We start from the raw sequence: 15,093 nt of genomic DNA, 5'->3' as shown, positions 1-15,093 counted from the left end.
GCCGCCGGTTTCAGCGCGCTGATCTTAAAAACGCGATCTGGCGCGCATTTTTCTGCTGAAGCCCGCTCTCCGTTCACCGGCCCCCCTGGCCGTTTTATCAGGTACCGGACAGACGGACGAGTTAAGAGTCAGGCGGGTTAACAGGCAGTCAGGCAGTCAGGCAGCCAGGCAGCCAGGCAGCCAGGCAGCCAGGCAGCCAGGCAGGCTAAGTCACATCAGCCTGCACTGGCTATCTGTACTATGCGTCACCCTGTGCCGATATCCCCAGCGGCTGCACCACCGGGTTACCGGCCCGGTCATGCAGGATCTCGACTTCGACGCCGTAAGTGTCACCGATCAGCTGCGCGTTAATCACTTCGCGCGGCCGCCCCGCGGCCTGCAGCTGACCACCGGCCACCACCAGCAGGTTGTCCGCGTACTGGCAGGCAAGGTTGAGATCGTGCAGCACAATCACCGTTACCCAGTTGCGCGCGCGGGTTTCGCGCCGCACCAGGTTGAGCAACGCCAGCTGATGCTTAAGATCCAGCGCGCTGACCGGTTCATCCAGCAGCATCACCTCAGGCTCACGCATCATCACCTGGGCAAACAGCACCATCTGCCGCTGTCCACCGCTGAGCGAAGCGATATCGCGTTCGGCCAGATGACCAATCCCGGCCTGCTCAAGCCGCTGCATCGCCGCGTCCAGCGTCTCGTCATAGATATGCAGCGACAGCCTGCCCAACCGCCCGAGCACCACCACCTCCAGCACCGTCAGGCCGATATCCGCCGTGCTGTCCTGCGGCAGGTAGGCGATGCCGTCGCGCCACTGCTGCAGCGTTTTTCCGCGCGGCTTGCCGGCGGTTAACTCGCGTTCTCCACAGCGGATCGTACCGGTCGCCAGCGGCAGCTCGCCAAACAGCGCGCCGAGCAGCGTGGTTTTTCCGGTGCCGTTGGGGCCGATAATCACGTGGATCTGCCCGGCGGCCAGCGACGTGCTAAGGCCATTGATAATGGTGCGGCCACCGCGCTGCACCTGAATGCCGTTGAGCGCGATCATAAGGCACTCCTGCGCGGGGCGAAGATCAGCCACAGTAAAAACGGCACGCCGACGATCGCCGTAACAATGCCGACCGGGAACAGCGCGCCGGGCACGATCGATTTCGACAGCACCGACGCCGCCGACAGCATCATCGCGCCGCTCAGCACCGACATCGGCAGCGAGAAGCGCTGATCTTCACCGACCACCATGCGCGCAATGTGCGGCGCCACCAGGCCGATAAAGCCGATCACCCCGACGAAGCTGGTGGCGGTGGCGGTCATTACCGCCACGATCACCAGCACCTTCATGCGCAGGCGGCGCACGTTCACCCCGAGGCTGCGCGCGCGGGTTTCGCCCATACGCAGCGCCGCCAGCTGCCACGAGTCGGCCAGCAACAGCAGGCAGCAGACCAGGGTAACTACGGCGGTGAGGATTAACGTTGGCCAGGTGGCCTTGGTCAGGCTGCCGAACAGCCAGAACAGGATCTGTTGTGACAGCTCCGGCGCGGAGAGAAACTGGATCAGCGACAGCAGCGACTGGAACAGGAACAGCAGCGCGATGCCGCCGAGAATAATGGTTTCAGTGCGCACCCGGCGCATCGAGGCCAGCATAAACAGGAACAGCGCGGCGATCATTGAAAACAGAAACGCGCCGATCGGCACGGCGAACATCGGGTTCAGCCCGAAACCGCCAAACGCCAGGCTGAGCGCGGCACCAAAACCGGCCGCGGCCGCCATTCCCAGCGTGTAGGGGCTGGCCATCGGGTTATTCAGCAGGGTTTGCATCTGCGCGCCGCCGGCGCCCAGCGCCGCGCCGACCACCAGCGCCATCAGCGCCATCGGCAGCCGCAGCTCACGCACGATGGCGTCGGTCATCGCCGCCCGTTCGCCCAGCCCGGTCAGCGAGCGGATCACCTCAGAGGGTGAGAGCATCGACGGGCCGGTGGCGATATCAAACACCAGGCTGACCGCCGTAATCAGTAAAAACAGCAGCACGTAACGCCAGCGCTTACGTTCGCGCGCGCGGTGCGCGGCAATGGCGTTGCGGCTGGCAGAGGGAATAGTCATGGTGGTATCCAGAAAATCACGCGCCGCCGCAGCAGCGCGATCGAAACGATCGGTGAGGTGCCGGACGGCCCGCCAGCGCAGCGGCGGGCCGCCGGGGGGCATCGTTACTTAACGCCGACCACAAAGGTACCTTCCGGGGTGACCGGCAGGTATTTTTTGTAGTAGTTAAGGTAGTTAGCCAGCGGATCGACGTCCCTGAACTGCTCAGGGTAGAGCTGTTTGGCCATATACTGCACCATCGCGAAGTCAGACAGGGTACGTGACGCGCCCTGATAGACGCCGTACACCTTGCCGTTTTTCACCGCCGGCAGTCCGCTCCAGCCTGCACGCTGCTCAAAGCCCTTCAGCTTCGCGCGCGCGTCGTCAATTTTTACCCCCTGCCCCATCGGCAGCGCATTGGGGTTGGCATTGTTCTCACGCCCGGCGATGAAAATAGCATCCGGCTGCGAGGCCAGCACCTGCTCAGGGTTCAGTGGCCCCCACCACTCAACAAACGGCGTGGCGATGTTGTTGCCGCCGGCCGCGGTGGCCATCGCGCCCCACATGTTCTTGCCGTAGGTGAAGGAGTACTCTTCCGGGCCTTTATTGCCAAACTCGACGTACACCTTCGGCTGCGGCTTGCCGGAGGCCTTAACGCGATCGGCCACCTGTTTCAACGACGCCGCATAAAGATCGGCGATTTCCGTCGCCCGCGCGTCCTGCCCGGTCAGCGTGCCCAGCACGCGGGCGGAGGCCACGTGGCGCTCAACGGTCTGCGCGTTAAAGTCGACGACCGCGATCGGAATGCCCTGCTTCTCGATACGCTTGATATCGGCACCCAGCGCCTGATACTGCCAGTCGGCGAGGATCAGCAGGTCCGGGTTAAGGCTCAGCACCTTCTCCACCGAGAAGTTCTGCGCCTCTACTTCGCCCACGTCAGGAATGTCTTTCAGCGACGGGCGGTGCGCCACATGCATCGCCCAGTTAGCCGGCACCCAGCCTTCCCACGCTTCACGCGACAGGCCAACCACCGAATCAAAGGCTTTCTCACCGCCCACGGCCATATAATCTTCAAAGTAGAAACCCAGCACCACGCGCTTGGCAGGCAGGTCGACCTTCACCTGACGGCCGATGACGTCGGTCAGGGTTTTGATTTCAGCCAGGGCTGAGGTGGCGGTTGCCAGCAGGGCAAGCGCCAGCGCACCGGCAACAGCACGGCGTTTAAAGACAGATGAGGACATTGTTTTTTTCCCGAGGTAAGAGAGTCAAATCAGACCGGCTAAATTTAAATGATAATCACTCAACATTGATACATTTATTTACATTACCTGACGATTTCATGGCAAAGGCTCCACATTTGCCGTTTTTTTTTGCGCGAACCACCTGCCGCCCACGCGCCGTTCTGCCTTTGGGCAACGCGTTTTGCGACAGCAGGTACGGGAATCAAGTAAACTCAAGGGTACTACGGACATGACTGACGTATCGCCAACGCCATGCGCCTGCGCCCGCCGCCTGATCCACTGCACAAGGAACCCGCAATCATGTTGCCACGCTTATCCCCGCTCTCTACGCTGCTGCCGCTGCTTGCCTGCGCGCTCAGCGCACCGACCGCTGCCGCACAGGCCATCGATATTCAGGACGAGCGGGTGCTGCTTTCACCGCCGGAAATCAGCGTACGTAACGGTACGCTCTACTATGATGGCAAAATTATTTCCGGCTCGGCAGAGAAAGTGATTAACCAGCTAAAGATGCGCCGGGTAGAGAAAATCTCCCTCAACAGCATCGGCGGCGACGTCGTGGAAGCGATGAAATTAGGCCGTGAGATCCACAAGCGCGGCGTTGACGTTGAGGTGAGAAACGTCTGTGCGTCCGCCTGCGCCAGCTACCTGTTCCCCGCAGGCAAAAACAAATATATTGGCCAGAACAGCTACCTTCTGTGGCACGGCAGCCTGCACAGCCCGGCCAGCGAGATCGCGATGGAAAACAGCGAAGACGGGATGACGGCGCAAAAGTTTGTCACACAGCCCGAATTTATCGCGCTGGCACAACAGGAGAGCCAGTTTTACCAGACGATCGGCGTCAGCGAAAAGATCGCTTATTGCCCACAGCTGCTGGCGGATTACCGGCAGAAATTCCCGGAGAAGTGGTTCTCCTGGTCGCAGGCGGAGCTGGCACGTTTCGGCGTTAAGTCCGTCTACTGGACCACCAGCGCCGTCCGCTGGCAGCGTGAGATGAGCGCGCGCGGGGTAATTTTTGCCGGGGCCTGTGGATGAATGGCGAGCAGAGTCTGAACCGCCATCGATAGCCTGAACAGGGACGAAAAAAAACCGACTTTACCGTCGGTTTTTTTTCGTTACCTGAGCATTCTCGTTGTCGCAATACACTTTACTAAGCCTTATAAGGCCTCAACGCAAACTGAATTAAGGCGAGGTAACCAGCCTGCCCTAATCCGCCCCATTTTCAGGTTGGTAGCCCTGCAACGGAACAATACCTGCTGTATCACTAAGCCAAATAATGTTATCACCCCCTGCCCTGCGGTCAATAAGCAACCGCCTGAAAAACGCACAATATGTGGTTCGAGCTTAAGCTTCGAATGCTTATAATCGCGAAGCTTAATGATTACACGAAGCTGTCTCTGGCAGGTTGCTGAAAAAGGATTTGAAAATTTCCCGGTCGGAAACAGATGGTGCTGCCCGGTTTGCCTTAACCTGCAGAGTGCCTGTTGTTTCACTAAGCCAGAAACGCGCCGCGAGGGAAAACCCAAAGGCATAAGCGGCGTGTGGTGCTCTGTTCAGATAAGGAGCGCACCGGTGATACTGCTGGGAAGCATTCTGCTGATACTGCAAATCCTGCACGTCAGTCTTAGCATTATCGTTGTCGCAAGACAACTTGCCGCAAGACCGTAAGGAGCAGCGGTAACCTGAATCAAGGCGGGGTTTCACCACCCGCCTTTTTTCGTGGCAGCCCGTTAACAGCCGCAGCTTTACCGGCACCCAGCGTAAAGAAGCGCAAATTTCGTCACTTTACGTTATGAACCAGGCTACGATCCGCGGGTGTACAACAACTGAGGACAATTTTCTTTCCGCACCGACGAGAAGCAACAACGCGGATAAGTTGTAAATTATATGGATACTTTGTTCAGAAACGAACGCTTCTGCTTTACCTCAACACGCACCTTCAGCGCCCTCATTACCGGTGAACAACACTGGCGTAACGCACTTTAGTCCTGCTCTTCCGCCTGCGGCATAACGCATTTCTGCGTGGCTTTGCCGACTCTGTTTTCTGCTTTCAGCCCCGTAGCCTCGCGCAAACGGTGGGCTGACGCACGATGATGACTCTCTTGTGGAAGAGATATTATGCGTTACTGGTTCCTGCTGGCTCTGGCCATTGCTTTTGAAATTACCGGCACCCTGTCGATGAAATGGGCAGATGTAAATGACCACCACGGCGGCTATCTGCTGATGCTGGTGATGATCGCCCTGTCCTATATTTTCCTCTCCTTTTCTGTAAAAAAAATCGCTCTCGGCGTGGCTTACGCCATGTGGGAAGGGGTGGGGATCCTGTTTATTACCCTGTTCAGCGTGCTGTTGTTTGATGAGTCCGTATCACTGATGAAAGTCGCCGGACTGGCCACGCTAATCGCCGGTATTGCGCTGATTAAAACGGGCACCCGCAGTAAAACCCCACGAGCCGCACAGACGCAGGCAGGGGGGCATCATGCAGGCGTTTGAATGGGTACATGCCCTCTGGCTGCTGGTGGCCATTCTGCTTGAAATTGCCGCCAATATCCTGCTAAAACTGTCGAACGGCTTTAAACGTAAGGCTTACGGCGTACTCTCCCTGCTGGGCGTGCTGGCCGCATTCAGCGCATTATCGCAGGCGGTGAAAGGCATCGATCTTGCGGTTGCCTACGCCCTGTGGGGTGGCTTCGGCCTGATAGCGACGATTGCAGCGGGCTGGGTGATGTTTGGTCAGCGCCTGAACCGCAAAGGCTGGCTGGGTCTGCTGTTGCTGCTGGCCGGAATGGTGATGATTAAGCTGGCCTGAGCAGAAATGAGGGCGAAAAAAAACCGACGATGACGTCGGTTTTTTATCTCTTTTAGCGATTGGTAGCCGCATAAAGAATCGTACCACCTGAAGTGTGAAGCCATGAAATCGTATCACGTCAACAGGTAAGGTCAATGTCACTCAGTACAGAATACGCACGATTTGCAGGTTATCACATCCCTTTCCCCCATTATAATCAGCCTGCTCACAGCAGTATCAGGTTACCTCTTGCCGGTAGCTGAAAGGACTCATCCCTGGTTTTTCCCAACCGGTAACAGATGGTGCTGCCCGGTTTGCCTGAACCTAAAAGAGTGCCACCTGAATGTGAAGCAGAAATGCGTCGTGAGGGAAAACCCAAAGGCATTAACGGCGTGTGGTGCTCTGTTCAGATAAGGAGCGCACCGGTGATACTGCTGGGAAGCATTCTGCTGATACTGCAAATTCTGCACATCAGCCTTAGCATTATCGTTGTCATCAGACAACTTGCCGCAAGACCCTAAGGGGTAACGGCAACCTGAAGCAAGGCGGGGCTAACCACCCTGCCTTTTTTCGTTCTGCCAGAACGCTGATTATTGTGTATCTGCGCCAGCCAGCCCACATTGATGCATCAATTTCGCCCTTTCAGCCACTGGCAAAGAGAGTGTAAAAACGGTACTTTGTACTTTTGTACTAGCTACAAGGATCAACATGAATATCGGTAACTCCCTCGACGAACTCCGCCGGCAAATCGACACCTTTGATAGTGAACTGGTGAAACTGATCGCGAAACGCGCGACCTGTGTTAAGGCGGCGGCCGCCTTTAAAAAAGACAGCGCTGCCGTGCGCGCGCCGGACCGCGTGCAGCAGGTGGTGGATAAGGTTCGCCTGCAGGCCAGTGAGCAGGGGCTGCCGCCGGAGATTGCAGAAAGCGTCTGGCGGGCGATGATTGGCGCATTTATCGACTATGAACTGCAACAGCATCAGCATCAGCATCAGCATCAGCATCAGCATCAGCAGCTCACCGTCGGTAAGTCCGGCTGATAACCAGCAGTATCTGACACCACAGCGTAATTTGCCGCCTCGCTCACAATTCCCATACACGATTCGGTAATCTCATTGCCTTTCCCCCTCTGCCGCTATAGAACTGTGGGCAGGCGTGTCACTGGTATCAACCAGGCAAGACCTGAAGCTCCCTTAAACCGGGGCTTCAGGTCTTTTTTTTTTGGGAAAAATAAGGGGTGTCAGATGAGCTATCTGGAAACGGCACAAACAATAATTAACCTGGTTGGCGGTGTGAATAACATCGAACATATCGAGCACTGTTCAACCCGGCTGCGGCTGAGCCTGGTGGATAACGCGCGGGTCAACCAGCCAGCGCTGGAAAAAGTGCCGGGCGTGCTGGGCGTGCGGGTCAACGTCCAGTGTCAGGTGATCATCGGCAAAGAGGTGATTGAGATCTACGAGGCGGTGCGCCAGCTGGCAGAAGGCCGCCAGCCTGACGCGGCCAGACCCGGCGCACGTCGCCAGTGGGGGCCGTATCTGATTGACTTTGTGATCAGCATTTTCCAGCCGCTGATCCCGGCGATTGCCGGCGGCGGCGTGCTGAAATCGCTGCTGCTGCTGCTCGACGTAATGGGCTGGCTGACCCGCGATAACTCCACCTGGAAGGTGCTCGACGCCATCGGCTCCGCCCCGCTCTACTTCCTGCCGATTCTGGTGGCGATCACCACCGCCACCAAACTGCGGGTTAATATTCTGGTGGCGGTCTCGGCGGTGTCGGTGCTGGTGCTGCCGGCGATGTCGAAACAGCTGGCGGAGGGGGCACAGTTCCTGTCGTTCGATCTGCTGAATATCGCCTACGCCTCGCAGGTGTTCCCGGCGATCCTCTGCGTGCTGTTCTACGCCCAGACCGAGAAGTTCTTTAACCGCTACTCGCCGTCGGCGCTGCGGGTGTTCCTGTCACCGATGCTGTCGCTGCTGGTCACCGTACCGGTGACGCTGCTGCTGCTCGGCCCACTCGGCTTTGAACTGGGTTCCGGCATGGCCACGGTGATCCTCTGGCTGTACGGCAAGCTGGGCTTTGTCGCCACCGCGCTGCTGGCCGCCGTGCTGCCATTTATGGTCGCCTCCGGTATGCACAAGCCGATGATCCCCTACGCCGTGGCCTCGATGTCGCAGTTCGGCCGCGAGATGCTCTACCTGCCCGCGTCGCTGGCGCACAATATTGCCGAAGCGGCCACCTGCTTTGCCATCTACTTTAAAAGCCGCGACAGGGTGAAAAAGTCCACCGCGCTGTCGGCCGGGCTCTCCGCGCTGTGCGGCATTACCGAACCGGCGCTGTACGGCATTACGCTGCTGAATAAGAAGGCGCTGTATGCGGTGATTATCGGCAGCGTGATCGGCGGCGGCTTTATCGGCTGGATGGCGGTAGAAGCGTTTGCGCTGGTTGGCCCGGGCCTCGCCAGCATCTCAATGTTCGTCTCACCGACCAATCCGGCCAATATTCTCTGGGCGCTGGCCGGTGCCGGGCTGGCCTTTGTGGTGACCTTTGTTGTCACCCTGGCGATCTGGCATGAGGAGCCGCAGGCAACCGCCACCACGCCGACGCGGGTCAACGCGTTCGATCTCAACAGCCCGGCGGAGGGCACGGTGATCCCGCTCTCCTCGGTCAACGATGAGGTGTTCTCTGCCGGTATTATGGGTGACGGCATCGGCGTTATCCCCACGCACGGATCGCTGTATGCCCCGGCGGACGGCACCATCAGCAGCCTGTTTGAGAGCGGCCATGCGCTCAGTATGCTCACCGACAGCGGAGCTGAGATTATTTTCCACATTGGCATTGATACCATCAAGATGGAAGGCCGCAACTTCTGGCCTGAAGTCACTGAAAATCAGCACGTTAAAGCCGGCGATCTGCTGGTCAGGTTTGACCTTGAAGCGATTATTGCCGCCGGCTTCGATCCGGTGGTGGTGATGGTCGTCACCAACAGCGACCGCTTCGAGGTGCTCTCCCCTTCGTCCGACGCTGCCGTCGGCACTCAGCACGTGATGACCTTAAAGGAGTCAGTATGAAACAGAACATCCCGGTATTTCCGCAGAACTTTTTATGGGGCGCGGCCATCGCCGCTAACCAGGCGGAAGGCGCCTGGAACGTGGCGGGCAAAGGCCCGTCCGTAGCCGATGCGATTGCGCATAAGCCGAATATGGACGTAAAGGACTACAGCGGCCATATGGCGCTGAGCGACGAAAATATTCAGGATGCGCTGAACGGCCTGAACGATGAGAAATACCCAAAACGTCGCGGCATCGACTTCTATCATCGTTATAAAGAGGATCTGGCGCTGTTTGCTGAGATGGGCACCAAAGTGCTGCGCGTCTCCATCGCCTGGTCACGCATCTTCCCCTCCGGTGAAGAGGCGCAGCCGAACGAAGCCGGCCTGCAGTTTTATGAAGATCTGTTTAGCGAGATGCGTAAGCACGACATTGAGCCGCTGGTCACCCTCTCCCACTACGAGATGCCGCTGATCCTCAGCGAAAAGTACAACGGCTGGGTGCACCGTAACGTGGTCGATGCCTTCGTCCGTTACTGCAACGTCTGCTTCCATCGTTATAAAGACCTTGTGCGTTACTGGCTGACCTTCAACGAGATCGACAGCATCCATCGCCACCCGTTTACCACCGCCGGGATCCGCGAAGAGAAGTGCGCACCGGGCCATGCCCGGCAGGATATCTATCAGGGCCTGCACCACCAGTTTGTCGCCTCGGCGCTGGTCACCCGCGACTGCCACGCGATTATTCCGGGCAGCCAGGTAGGCTGCATGCTGACCAAACTGACCACCTATGCGCGCACCTGTCACCCGGATGATGTGCAGGCAACGCTGAAGAAAAATCTGGAAAACTACTTCTACGCCGACGTGCAGGTAAACGGCGCCTACCCGCCGCTGATCCTGCGTGACCTGGAGCTGCGCGGCATCCGTCTTGAGATGCAGCCGGACGATCTGGATATTCTGCGCAACCACACCGTCGACTTCGTCTCCTTCAGCTACTACATGTCGCTGACCGAATCGACGCAGCCGGACGCCGAGCGCATCCCGGGCAACACCGTGCTGGGGGTAAAAAACCCCTACCTGCCGGCGTCCGAATGGGGCTGGCAGATCGACCCGGTCGGGCTGAAGATCTCCCTGCTGGAGCTGTATGACCGTTACCAGAAGCCGTTGTTTATCGTGGAGAACGGCCTCGGCTCGCGCGACGAAGTGGTGGACGGAAAAATCCACGACGGCTACCGCATTGACTACTTCAGATCACACTTCGAGCAAATGCTGGCGGCGATCCACGAAGGCGTTGAGCTGATGGGCTTTACCAGCTGGGGAACAATTGACATTATCAGTGCCGGTACTTCACAGATGTCCAAGCGTTACGGATTTATCTATGTTGATCAGGATGATGAAGGCCACGGCTCGCTTGCCCGCCTGCGTAAAGACTCATTCTGGTGGTATCAGAAAGTGATCGCCACCAACGGCAGCGATCTCAGTTAAGTCATCAGGCCGCGGGAAACGCATGTGATAAGAGTTAAGAAGTCGCTGAATAACAGTATGCTGCTGGTTGAACAGGAGGGTCGCGAGATGATCCTGTTTGGCAAAGGCCTGGGCTTTGGCACCAAACCCGGTGCGCTGGTTGACGCCAGTCATATCGAGCAGGTGTTTATTCCGCTGGAGAGCTACAAAGCACAGCACTTTCTTTCTCTGACCGACAGCGTGCCGGCGGCCTTTTTTGACGTTACCCACGACATCATCGCCGTGGCGCAGCCGCAGTACGCTGAGAAGCTGAACAGCGTGCTGCTGTTCACGCTGGCCGAACACCTGTTCTTCGCCGTTGAGCGCAGTAAAAGCGGCATGAACGTGGTGAACAAACTGAGCTGGGAAGTGAAACGCTACTACCCGCGCGAGTATGAACTGGGCCTGCGCGCCACGGCGCTGGTGAACCAGCGCTTTCGCATCACCCTGCCCGACGACGAAGCGGTGCATATCGCCTTTCACCTGATTAACGCCTCCGGTGAGAGCGACAACGGCGACGCCCACCAGCAGGTCCAGCTGGTGAACCGCATTGCCGAAATCGTTCGCTACAAGCTGAACCGCAACCTGGATATCACCACCATCAACTACAACCGCTTTATCACCCATCTGCGCTACTTTGCCGAACGGGTGCTGGCGGGCAAGATCGTCAGTCGCAACGGGGATGATTTCTATCAGGAAATGGTGCGCTTTCACCCACAGGCGATGCAGGTCGCCTGGGCTGTGCGTGACTACGTTGAAGAGAAGCACCAGCTGGTGCTGCCCAACGACGAGCTGACCTGGCTGAGCATTCATATCAGCCGGCTGGCGCAGGGCGAGGTGGAGTAATCAGTAACCAACAGAGCCTGAACGGATGGCACTATCATTCGTTTCAGCGGTTTCCGACTCCCTTGTGACCGGCTGTACGTTCTCACATCGTCGTTGTAACGCACCGACGGCACAGCAATAATCAGCAAATGCCTTATCTTCCTGTGATTCCCCTCCCTGCGTGTCTGATGAAAGGAAGCATAATGACAGTCACCCTGCGGGCCTTATGCTGGCTGACGGCCGCAGCGTTCAGCAACAGCGTCTGCGCCCTCTCTCCGGTCCTGCTCAAACAGGGAATAAATCCTCTGGATATCAATGATGACGGGCGACAGGATTATGTCGTGGTCGCGCAATTCGATAACAACACTTCCCACCCTAATCTTGGTTTGACCTTCTTCGTCGATCGCGGCGACGGCGGCCTCAGCATTATGCCGGTGGCAAACAGCGAGCGGTTTACGTGGTTTGACTACCGCCTGTCGGCGGACGCGGAGTTTCTGGTCGAGGATAATCAGCTGTTTCGCCGCGGCAATACTTTCTGGCTGATCAACGCAGAGAAAAAGGGCGAGAGCCCTTATGACCGCAACCCGTTCCAGCTCTCCTACTATCGGTTTACCCAGTCCGATGACGATCCGGGCGTCCCGCTTTATCAGTGGTCACTGATGAAAAAGACGATCACCCAAAACAGCTACGACTCCGCCACTCAGGCCTGGGCCGAGGTGGATGAGCGGGATCTGCAGCCGTGAAAATCCTGACGGCAATACTGCTAAACGTGTTTTTCGCGCTACCGGTTTTCGCCGCGAGTACGGGCGCTGATTACGCTCAGCTGATTAACGACTTTTATCGCCGACAGCCGCCGCTGTGCCTTGGCGAGACGGTCTGGCCGGTGGCGGCCCTGGCGGCAGCGTCTCCGTGGGAGTCCGGCCGCTTGCACGCGCTGGTCGATGCAGGTCTGGCTGCAAAACGTGGCAGTCGCTTCGCATTAACGCCGAAGGGAGAGCGAAACTGGAAAATCCATGCCGATCTCTGCTACGGCAGAATGGTGGTCAACCGTGTCGGGCGGGTTGAAAAGCTAAGTGCGACAACCACCGCCGTCTGGTTCACTTACTCCCTGTCCGATCGGGAAAAGTGGGCAACCACCCCATCACTGCGGCACGCCTTTAGCGAACTGGATAATTTACTTAGCGGGGAGAGGCATAGCCTGTGGGTGGCGACGCTGGTCATCTCAGCAGGCCAGCTCAGGGTGCAGGATTACCCGGTGCCGGATGAACTGGAGTATTGAAGGAAAGCGAGCTGCCGGATAAATAAAAGCCCCGAACTACGGGGCTGCGGGGCTGTTGGCTGGATATTTTTCAGATAGGCGTTGACGGCGTAGCGCAGGCTCATCTGATTTTGCTACCTTACAGCGCGGCAGCCGTGGGTGAATGCTTCGGCCTGCTTCCATCAGCGAGGCGGGGATCCCCTCCGCCCGCGCGGGGAAATAATGGCAGAGGGTTGAGTGGAAATAACAGCAAAAAAGGCAACGTCAATCGGGCTGATTGCTATCGTCCTGTGGAGCGCCATCGTCGGGCTGATCCGCAGCGTCAGCGAAGGGCTGGGGGCGATTGGCGGGGCGGCGATGATCTACAGCCTGGCATCGCTGGTGCTGCTGCTGACCCTTGGTTTTCCCAAAGTAAAAACCTTCCCGCGCGCCTACCTGATTACCGGCAGCCTGCTGTTTGTCTGCTACGAGCTGTGCCTGTCGCTGTCGCTGGGCTTCGCCAGCACCGGCACCCAGGCGATCGAAGTCGGTATGGTTAACTACCTGTGGCCGGGCATGACCATTCTGCTGTCGGTGATCGTTACCCGGCAGAGATGCAGCCTGCTGATTATTCCCGGCATGCTGGTATCGATCGCCGGCATCTGCCTGGTGCTGGCCGGCGACCGTGCATTCTCCTTCAGCGAAATTGCGGCCAGCGTCGCCTCCAATCCGCTCAGCTACGGGCTGGCGTTTAGCGGCGCGGCGATCTGGGCAATCTACTGCGTGGTGACTAAAAAGATTGCCAACGGCAGCAACGGCATCACCCTGTTCTTTATCCTGACGGCGCTGACGCTGTGGGTGAAATTCCTCGCCGCGCCGCAGCCGGAAATGGTCTTTACTCTGCGGGTGGGGGTGAACCTGCTGCTGGGCGCGATGGCGATGGGCTTCGGCTACGCGGCCTGGAACATCGGGATCCTGCACGGTCACGTCACGGTGCTGGCCACCGCCTCCTACTTTATTCCGGTGATCTCGGCGATGCTGGCGGCGGTGATGCTCAACGCCAGCCTGTCGATCAGCTTCTGGCAGGGTGCCGCGATGGTCAGCCTCGGCTCGCTGCTGTGCTGGTGGTCAACCCGTCAGCGATAATAAATGGCAATATGCTGGCCGTTAATCTGCTCGATGCTGACCAGTACAGCCGCCCCGCCCGGGGCGGCGAACATTAATTCCGCTGCTCGATCACCCCATACCAGCCCAGCCCGTCATAACTCTCGTAGCCCGGGGTCAGCGCGAAGGAGACGGTTCGTCCTTCATCCGGCTGAAAGAAACCACTGCTGCGCCCGTCGGTGTGCAGCGGAAACCGCTCGCCCAGCCTGGCGCTGGCATCGCTGCTGGCCAGGATCCGGTGGTGCGAATCGAGGATCATACAGCGCGTGCGCGACCACTCCTCCTCACTGAGCCGCACCCCGCTGACCACGGCCGTGGCCTGCGGTGCCCAGTCAAAGAAAATCATCAGCGCCCCGATTGGCTTGCCGTGCGCCTCCCCCTGCTCACGGATCGCCGTGGCGTAGGTTGCCACCGACGCATTGTGCAGCTGTGGCAGCTCTGCCACATCGCTGCTTACATAGTCATCGCCGCTGCGGGTCGCCATCGCCTCACTGAATGCCGCCAGATGGCGAACGTTTTGCCCGCTGACTGGATAGCGATCGCCCCGTCCGTTAGCCAGTACGTTGCCCGCAGCATCGGCGATCCAGATATCCAGGTAAACGGTATAGCTGCTGAGGATCACCGCCAGCCGGCGGGCGGCATGCTGACAGGCCGCCGCGTCCGCCGCGCTGACGCAGGCAACCACTGCCGCATCGGTCGCCCACCAGCGCACGTCGCAGGAGCGTTCGTACAGGTTACGATCGATAATGTCGATGGTATTCAGCGCCAGATCGACACAGCGCTGCCCCTGATGATCCCGTAAGCGGGCAATCATGCTGTCACCCAGCGCCGTCAGCTCAGAGAGCGCTCCCGCCAGCTCTTTGTTCAGGCTGGTGGTAATATCCGCGATAACGCCGGAGACGTGTTTCACCTGATTCGCCACCACGGCGAAGCCGCGTCCGGCCTCACCCGCGCGGGCTGCCTCAATCAGCGCATTCAGCGCCAGAAAGGTGGTTTCGCGGTTGATATCATTAATATCGGCAATTTTACCTTCAGCCATTTTGCGAATGTGTTTACTCAGATCGACGATCTCATGCGGATTGGACATCGTTATCAGGGGTCTCCGGCCAGGTGATAGGCGTATCGGCTACCGCCACCGGCAGCACGTCACAAAGCACAAAGTGTAGGGTGGGAAAGTGCGTGCTGTCACCAGCCTGTAACAGACGAAATCACTAATTTGACTTA

Annotated in this window: 14 protein-coding genes; 10 read left to right on the top strand and 4 right to left on the bottom strand. The window is 58.4% G+C overall.

The genetic code is table 11. The features are described 5' to 3' along the window. Positions 1-238: 238 nt before the first annotated feature. Genes GKQ23_RS04905 through GKQ23_RS04895 form a run of 3 tightly spaced genes read right to left on the bottom strand, consistent with a single transcriptional unit; the run spans position 239 to position 3,305 of the window. Complete coding sequence (locus tag GKQ23_RS04905) at positions 239-1,036, bottom strand: ABC transporter ATP-binding protein (RefSeq protein WP_212409916.1); 798 nt, start codon at positions 1,034-1,036, stop codon at positions 239-241. Continuing rightward, positions 1,033-2,187 carry an iron ABC transporter permease gene (locus tag GKQ23_RS04900; RefSeq protein WP_212409915.1) on the bottom strand — a complete coding sequence of 385 codons (1,155 nt, stop codon included), beginning with the start codon at positions 2,185-2,187 and terminating at the stop codon, positions 1,033-1,035. The genes GKQ23_RS04905 and GKQ23_RS04900 overlap by 4 nt, the downstream gene beginning before the upstream one ends. Before the next feature lie 2 nt (positions 2,188-2,189). Next, entirely contained in the window at positions 2,190-3,305 is a 1,116-nt protein-coding gene (locus GKQ23_RS04895; protein ID WP_212409914.1) for an ABC transporter substrate-binding protein, read from the bottom strand. Between the two features lie 300 nt (positions 3,306-3,605). Here GKQ23_RS04895 and GKQ23_RS04890 point away from each other — a divergent pair, with 300 nt between their 5' ends. The 10 genes from GKQ23_RS04890 to yddG all read left to right on the top strand — a co-directional run bounded on the left by GKQ23_RS04890 (position 3,606) and on the right by yddG (position 13,851). After that, entirely contained in the window at positions 3,606-4,337 is a 732-nt protein-coding gene (locus tag GKQ23_RS04890) for a hypothetical protein (protein WP_212409913.1), read from the top strand. Positions 4,338-5,420: 1,083 nt separating this feature from the next. Continuing rightward, positions 5,421-5,795: a multidrug/spermidine efflux SMR transporter subunit MdtJ gene (mdtJ, locus tag GKQ23_RS04885; RefSeq protein ID WP_056231657.1), complete on the top strand. Its 375-nt coding sequence runs from the start codon at positions 5,421-5,423 to the stop codon at positions 5,793-5,795. Continuing rightward, positions 5,782-6,111 carry a multidrug/spermidine efflux SMR transporter subunit MdtI gene (gene mdtI / locus GKQ23_RS04880; protein ID WP_212409912.1) on the top strand — a complete coding sequence of 110 codons (330 nt, stop codon included), beginning with the start codon at positions 5,782-5,784 and terminating at the stop codon, positions 6,109-6,111. The genes mdtJ and mdtI overlap by 14 nt, the downstream gene beginning before the upstream one ends. Before the next feature lie 687 nt (positions 6,112-6,798). Continuing rightward, positions 6,799-7,131, top strand: coding sequence for a chorismate mutase (locus tag GKQ23_RS04875; RefSeq protein WP_212409911.1), 333 nt, complete (start codon positions 6,799-6,801; stop codon positions 7,129-7,131). A 204-nt stretch (positions 7,132-7,335) separates the two neighbouring features. Further along, positions 7,336-9,162 (top strand): beta-glucoside-specific PTS transporter subunit IIABC, encoded by a 1,827-nt coding sequence (locus GKQ23_RS04870; RefSeq protein WP_212409910.1) that lies wholly within the window; start codon positions 7,336-7,338, stop codon positions 9,160-9,162. Further along, the gene (locus tag GKQ23_RS04865; RefSeq protein WP_212409909.1) at positions 9,159-10,625 is read left to right on the top strand and encodes a glycoside hydrolase family 1 protein; all 1,467 of its coding nucleotides are present in this window, start codon (positions 9,159-9,161) and stop codon (positions 10,623-10,625) included. The genes GKQ23_RS04870 and GKQ23_RS04865 overlap by 4 nt, the downstream gene beginning before the upstream one ends. Positions 10,626-10,649: 24 nt before the next feature. Then, positions 10,650-11,489: a PRD domain-containing protein gene (locus GKQ23_RS04860; RefSeq protein ID WP_056231643.1), complete on the top strand. Its 840-nt coding sequence runs from the start codon at positions 10,650-10,652 to the stop codon at positions 11,487-11,489. Between the two features lie 182 nt (positions 11,490-11,671). Next, positions 11,672-12,211: a hypothetical protein gene (locus tag GKQ23_RS04855; protein ID WP_056231642.1), complete on the top strand. Its 540-nt coding sequence runs from the start codon at positions 11,672-11,674 to the stop codon at positions 12,209-12,211. Beyond that, complete coding sequence (locus tag GKQ23_RS04850) at positions 12,208-12,747, top strand: carbapenem biosynthesis protein CpmH (protein ID WP_212409908.1); 540 nt, start codon at positions 12,208-12,210, stop codon at positions 12,745-12,747. The genes GKQ23_RS04855 and GKQ23_RS04850 overlap by 4 nt, the downstream gene beginning before the upstream one ends. Positions 12,748-12,969: 222 nt before the next feature. Beyond that, positions 12,970-13,851: an aromatic amino acid DMT transporter YddG gene (yddG, locus tag GKQ23_RS04845; RefSeq protein ID WP_212411560.1), complete on the top strand. Its 882-nt coding sequence runs from the start codon at positions 12,970-12,972 to the stop codon at positions 13,849-13,851. A 73-nt stretch (positions 13,852-13,924) separates the two neighbouring features. Here the strand turns inward: yddG and GKQ23_RS04840 are convergent, their stop codons facing one another. Continuing rightward, positions 13,925-14,956, bottom strand: a complete 1,032-nt coding sequence (locus GKQ23_RS04840) for a methyl-accepting chemotaxis protein (protein ID WP_056231640.1) — start codon at positions 14,954-14,956, stop codon at positions 13,925-13,927. Between the last annotated feature and the right edge of the window lie 137 nt (positions 14,957-15,093).

The sequence above is a fragment of the Erwinia sp. E602 genome, from assembly GCF_018141005.1.
Classification (GTDB): domain Bacteria; phylum Pseudomonadota; class Gammaproteobacteria; order Enterobacterales; family Enterobacteriaceae; genus Erwinia.
Note: the sequence above shows the minus strand (reverse complement) of the source record. Positions and strands in the feature narration are given on the sequence as shown.

Excerpts from the sequence above, each read along its gene's own strand:
- GKQ23_RS04855 (WP_056231642.1), top strand. The coding sequence starts at position 11,672 with ATGACAGTCACCCTGCGGGCCTTATGCTGGCTGACGGCCGCAGCGTTC.
- mdtJ (WP_056231657.1), top strand. The coding sequence starts at position 5,421 with ATGCGTTACTGGTTCCTGCTGGCTCTGGCCATTGCTTTTGAAATTACC.
- GKQ23_RS04895 (WP_212409914.1), bottom strand. The coding sequence starts at position 3,305 with ATGTCCTCATCTGTCTTTAAACGCCGTGCTGTTGCCGGTGCGCTGGCG.
- GKQ23_RS04870 (WP_212409910.1), top strand. The coding sequence starts at position 7,336 with ATGAGCTATCTGGAAACGGCACAAACAATAATTAACCTGGTTGGCGGT.
- GKQ23_RS04890 (WP_212409913.1), top strand. The coding sequence starts at position 3,606 with ATGTTGCCACGCTTATCCCCGCTCTCTACGCTGCTGCCGCTGCTTGCC.
- GKQ23_RS04905 (WP_212409916.1), bottom strand. The coding sequence starts at position 1,036 with ATGATCGCGCTCAACGGCATTCAGGTGCAGCGCGGTGGCCGCACCATT.
- GKQ23_RS04865 (WP_212409909.1), top strand. The coding sequence starts at position 9,159 with ATGAAACAGAACATCCCGGTATTTCCGCAGAACTTTTTATGGGGCGCG.
- GKQ23_RS04900 (WP_212409915.1), bottom strand. The coding sequence starts at position 2,187 with ATGCCCCCCGGCGGCCCGCCGCTGCGCTGGCGGGCCGTCCGGCACCTC.
- GKQ23_RS04840 (WP_056231640.1), bottom strand. The coding sequence starts at position 14,956 with ATGTCCAATCCGCATGAGATCGTCGATCTGAGTAAACACATTCGCAAA.
- mdtI (WP_212409912.1), top strand. The coding sequence starts at position 5,782 with ATGCAGGCGTTTGAATGGGTACATGCCCTCTGGCTGCTGGTGGCCATT.
- GKQ23_RS04875 (WP_212409911.1), top strand. The coding sequence starts at position 6,799 with ATGAATATCGGTAACTCCCTCGACGAACTCCGCCGGCAAATCGACACC.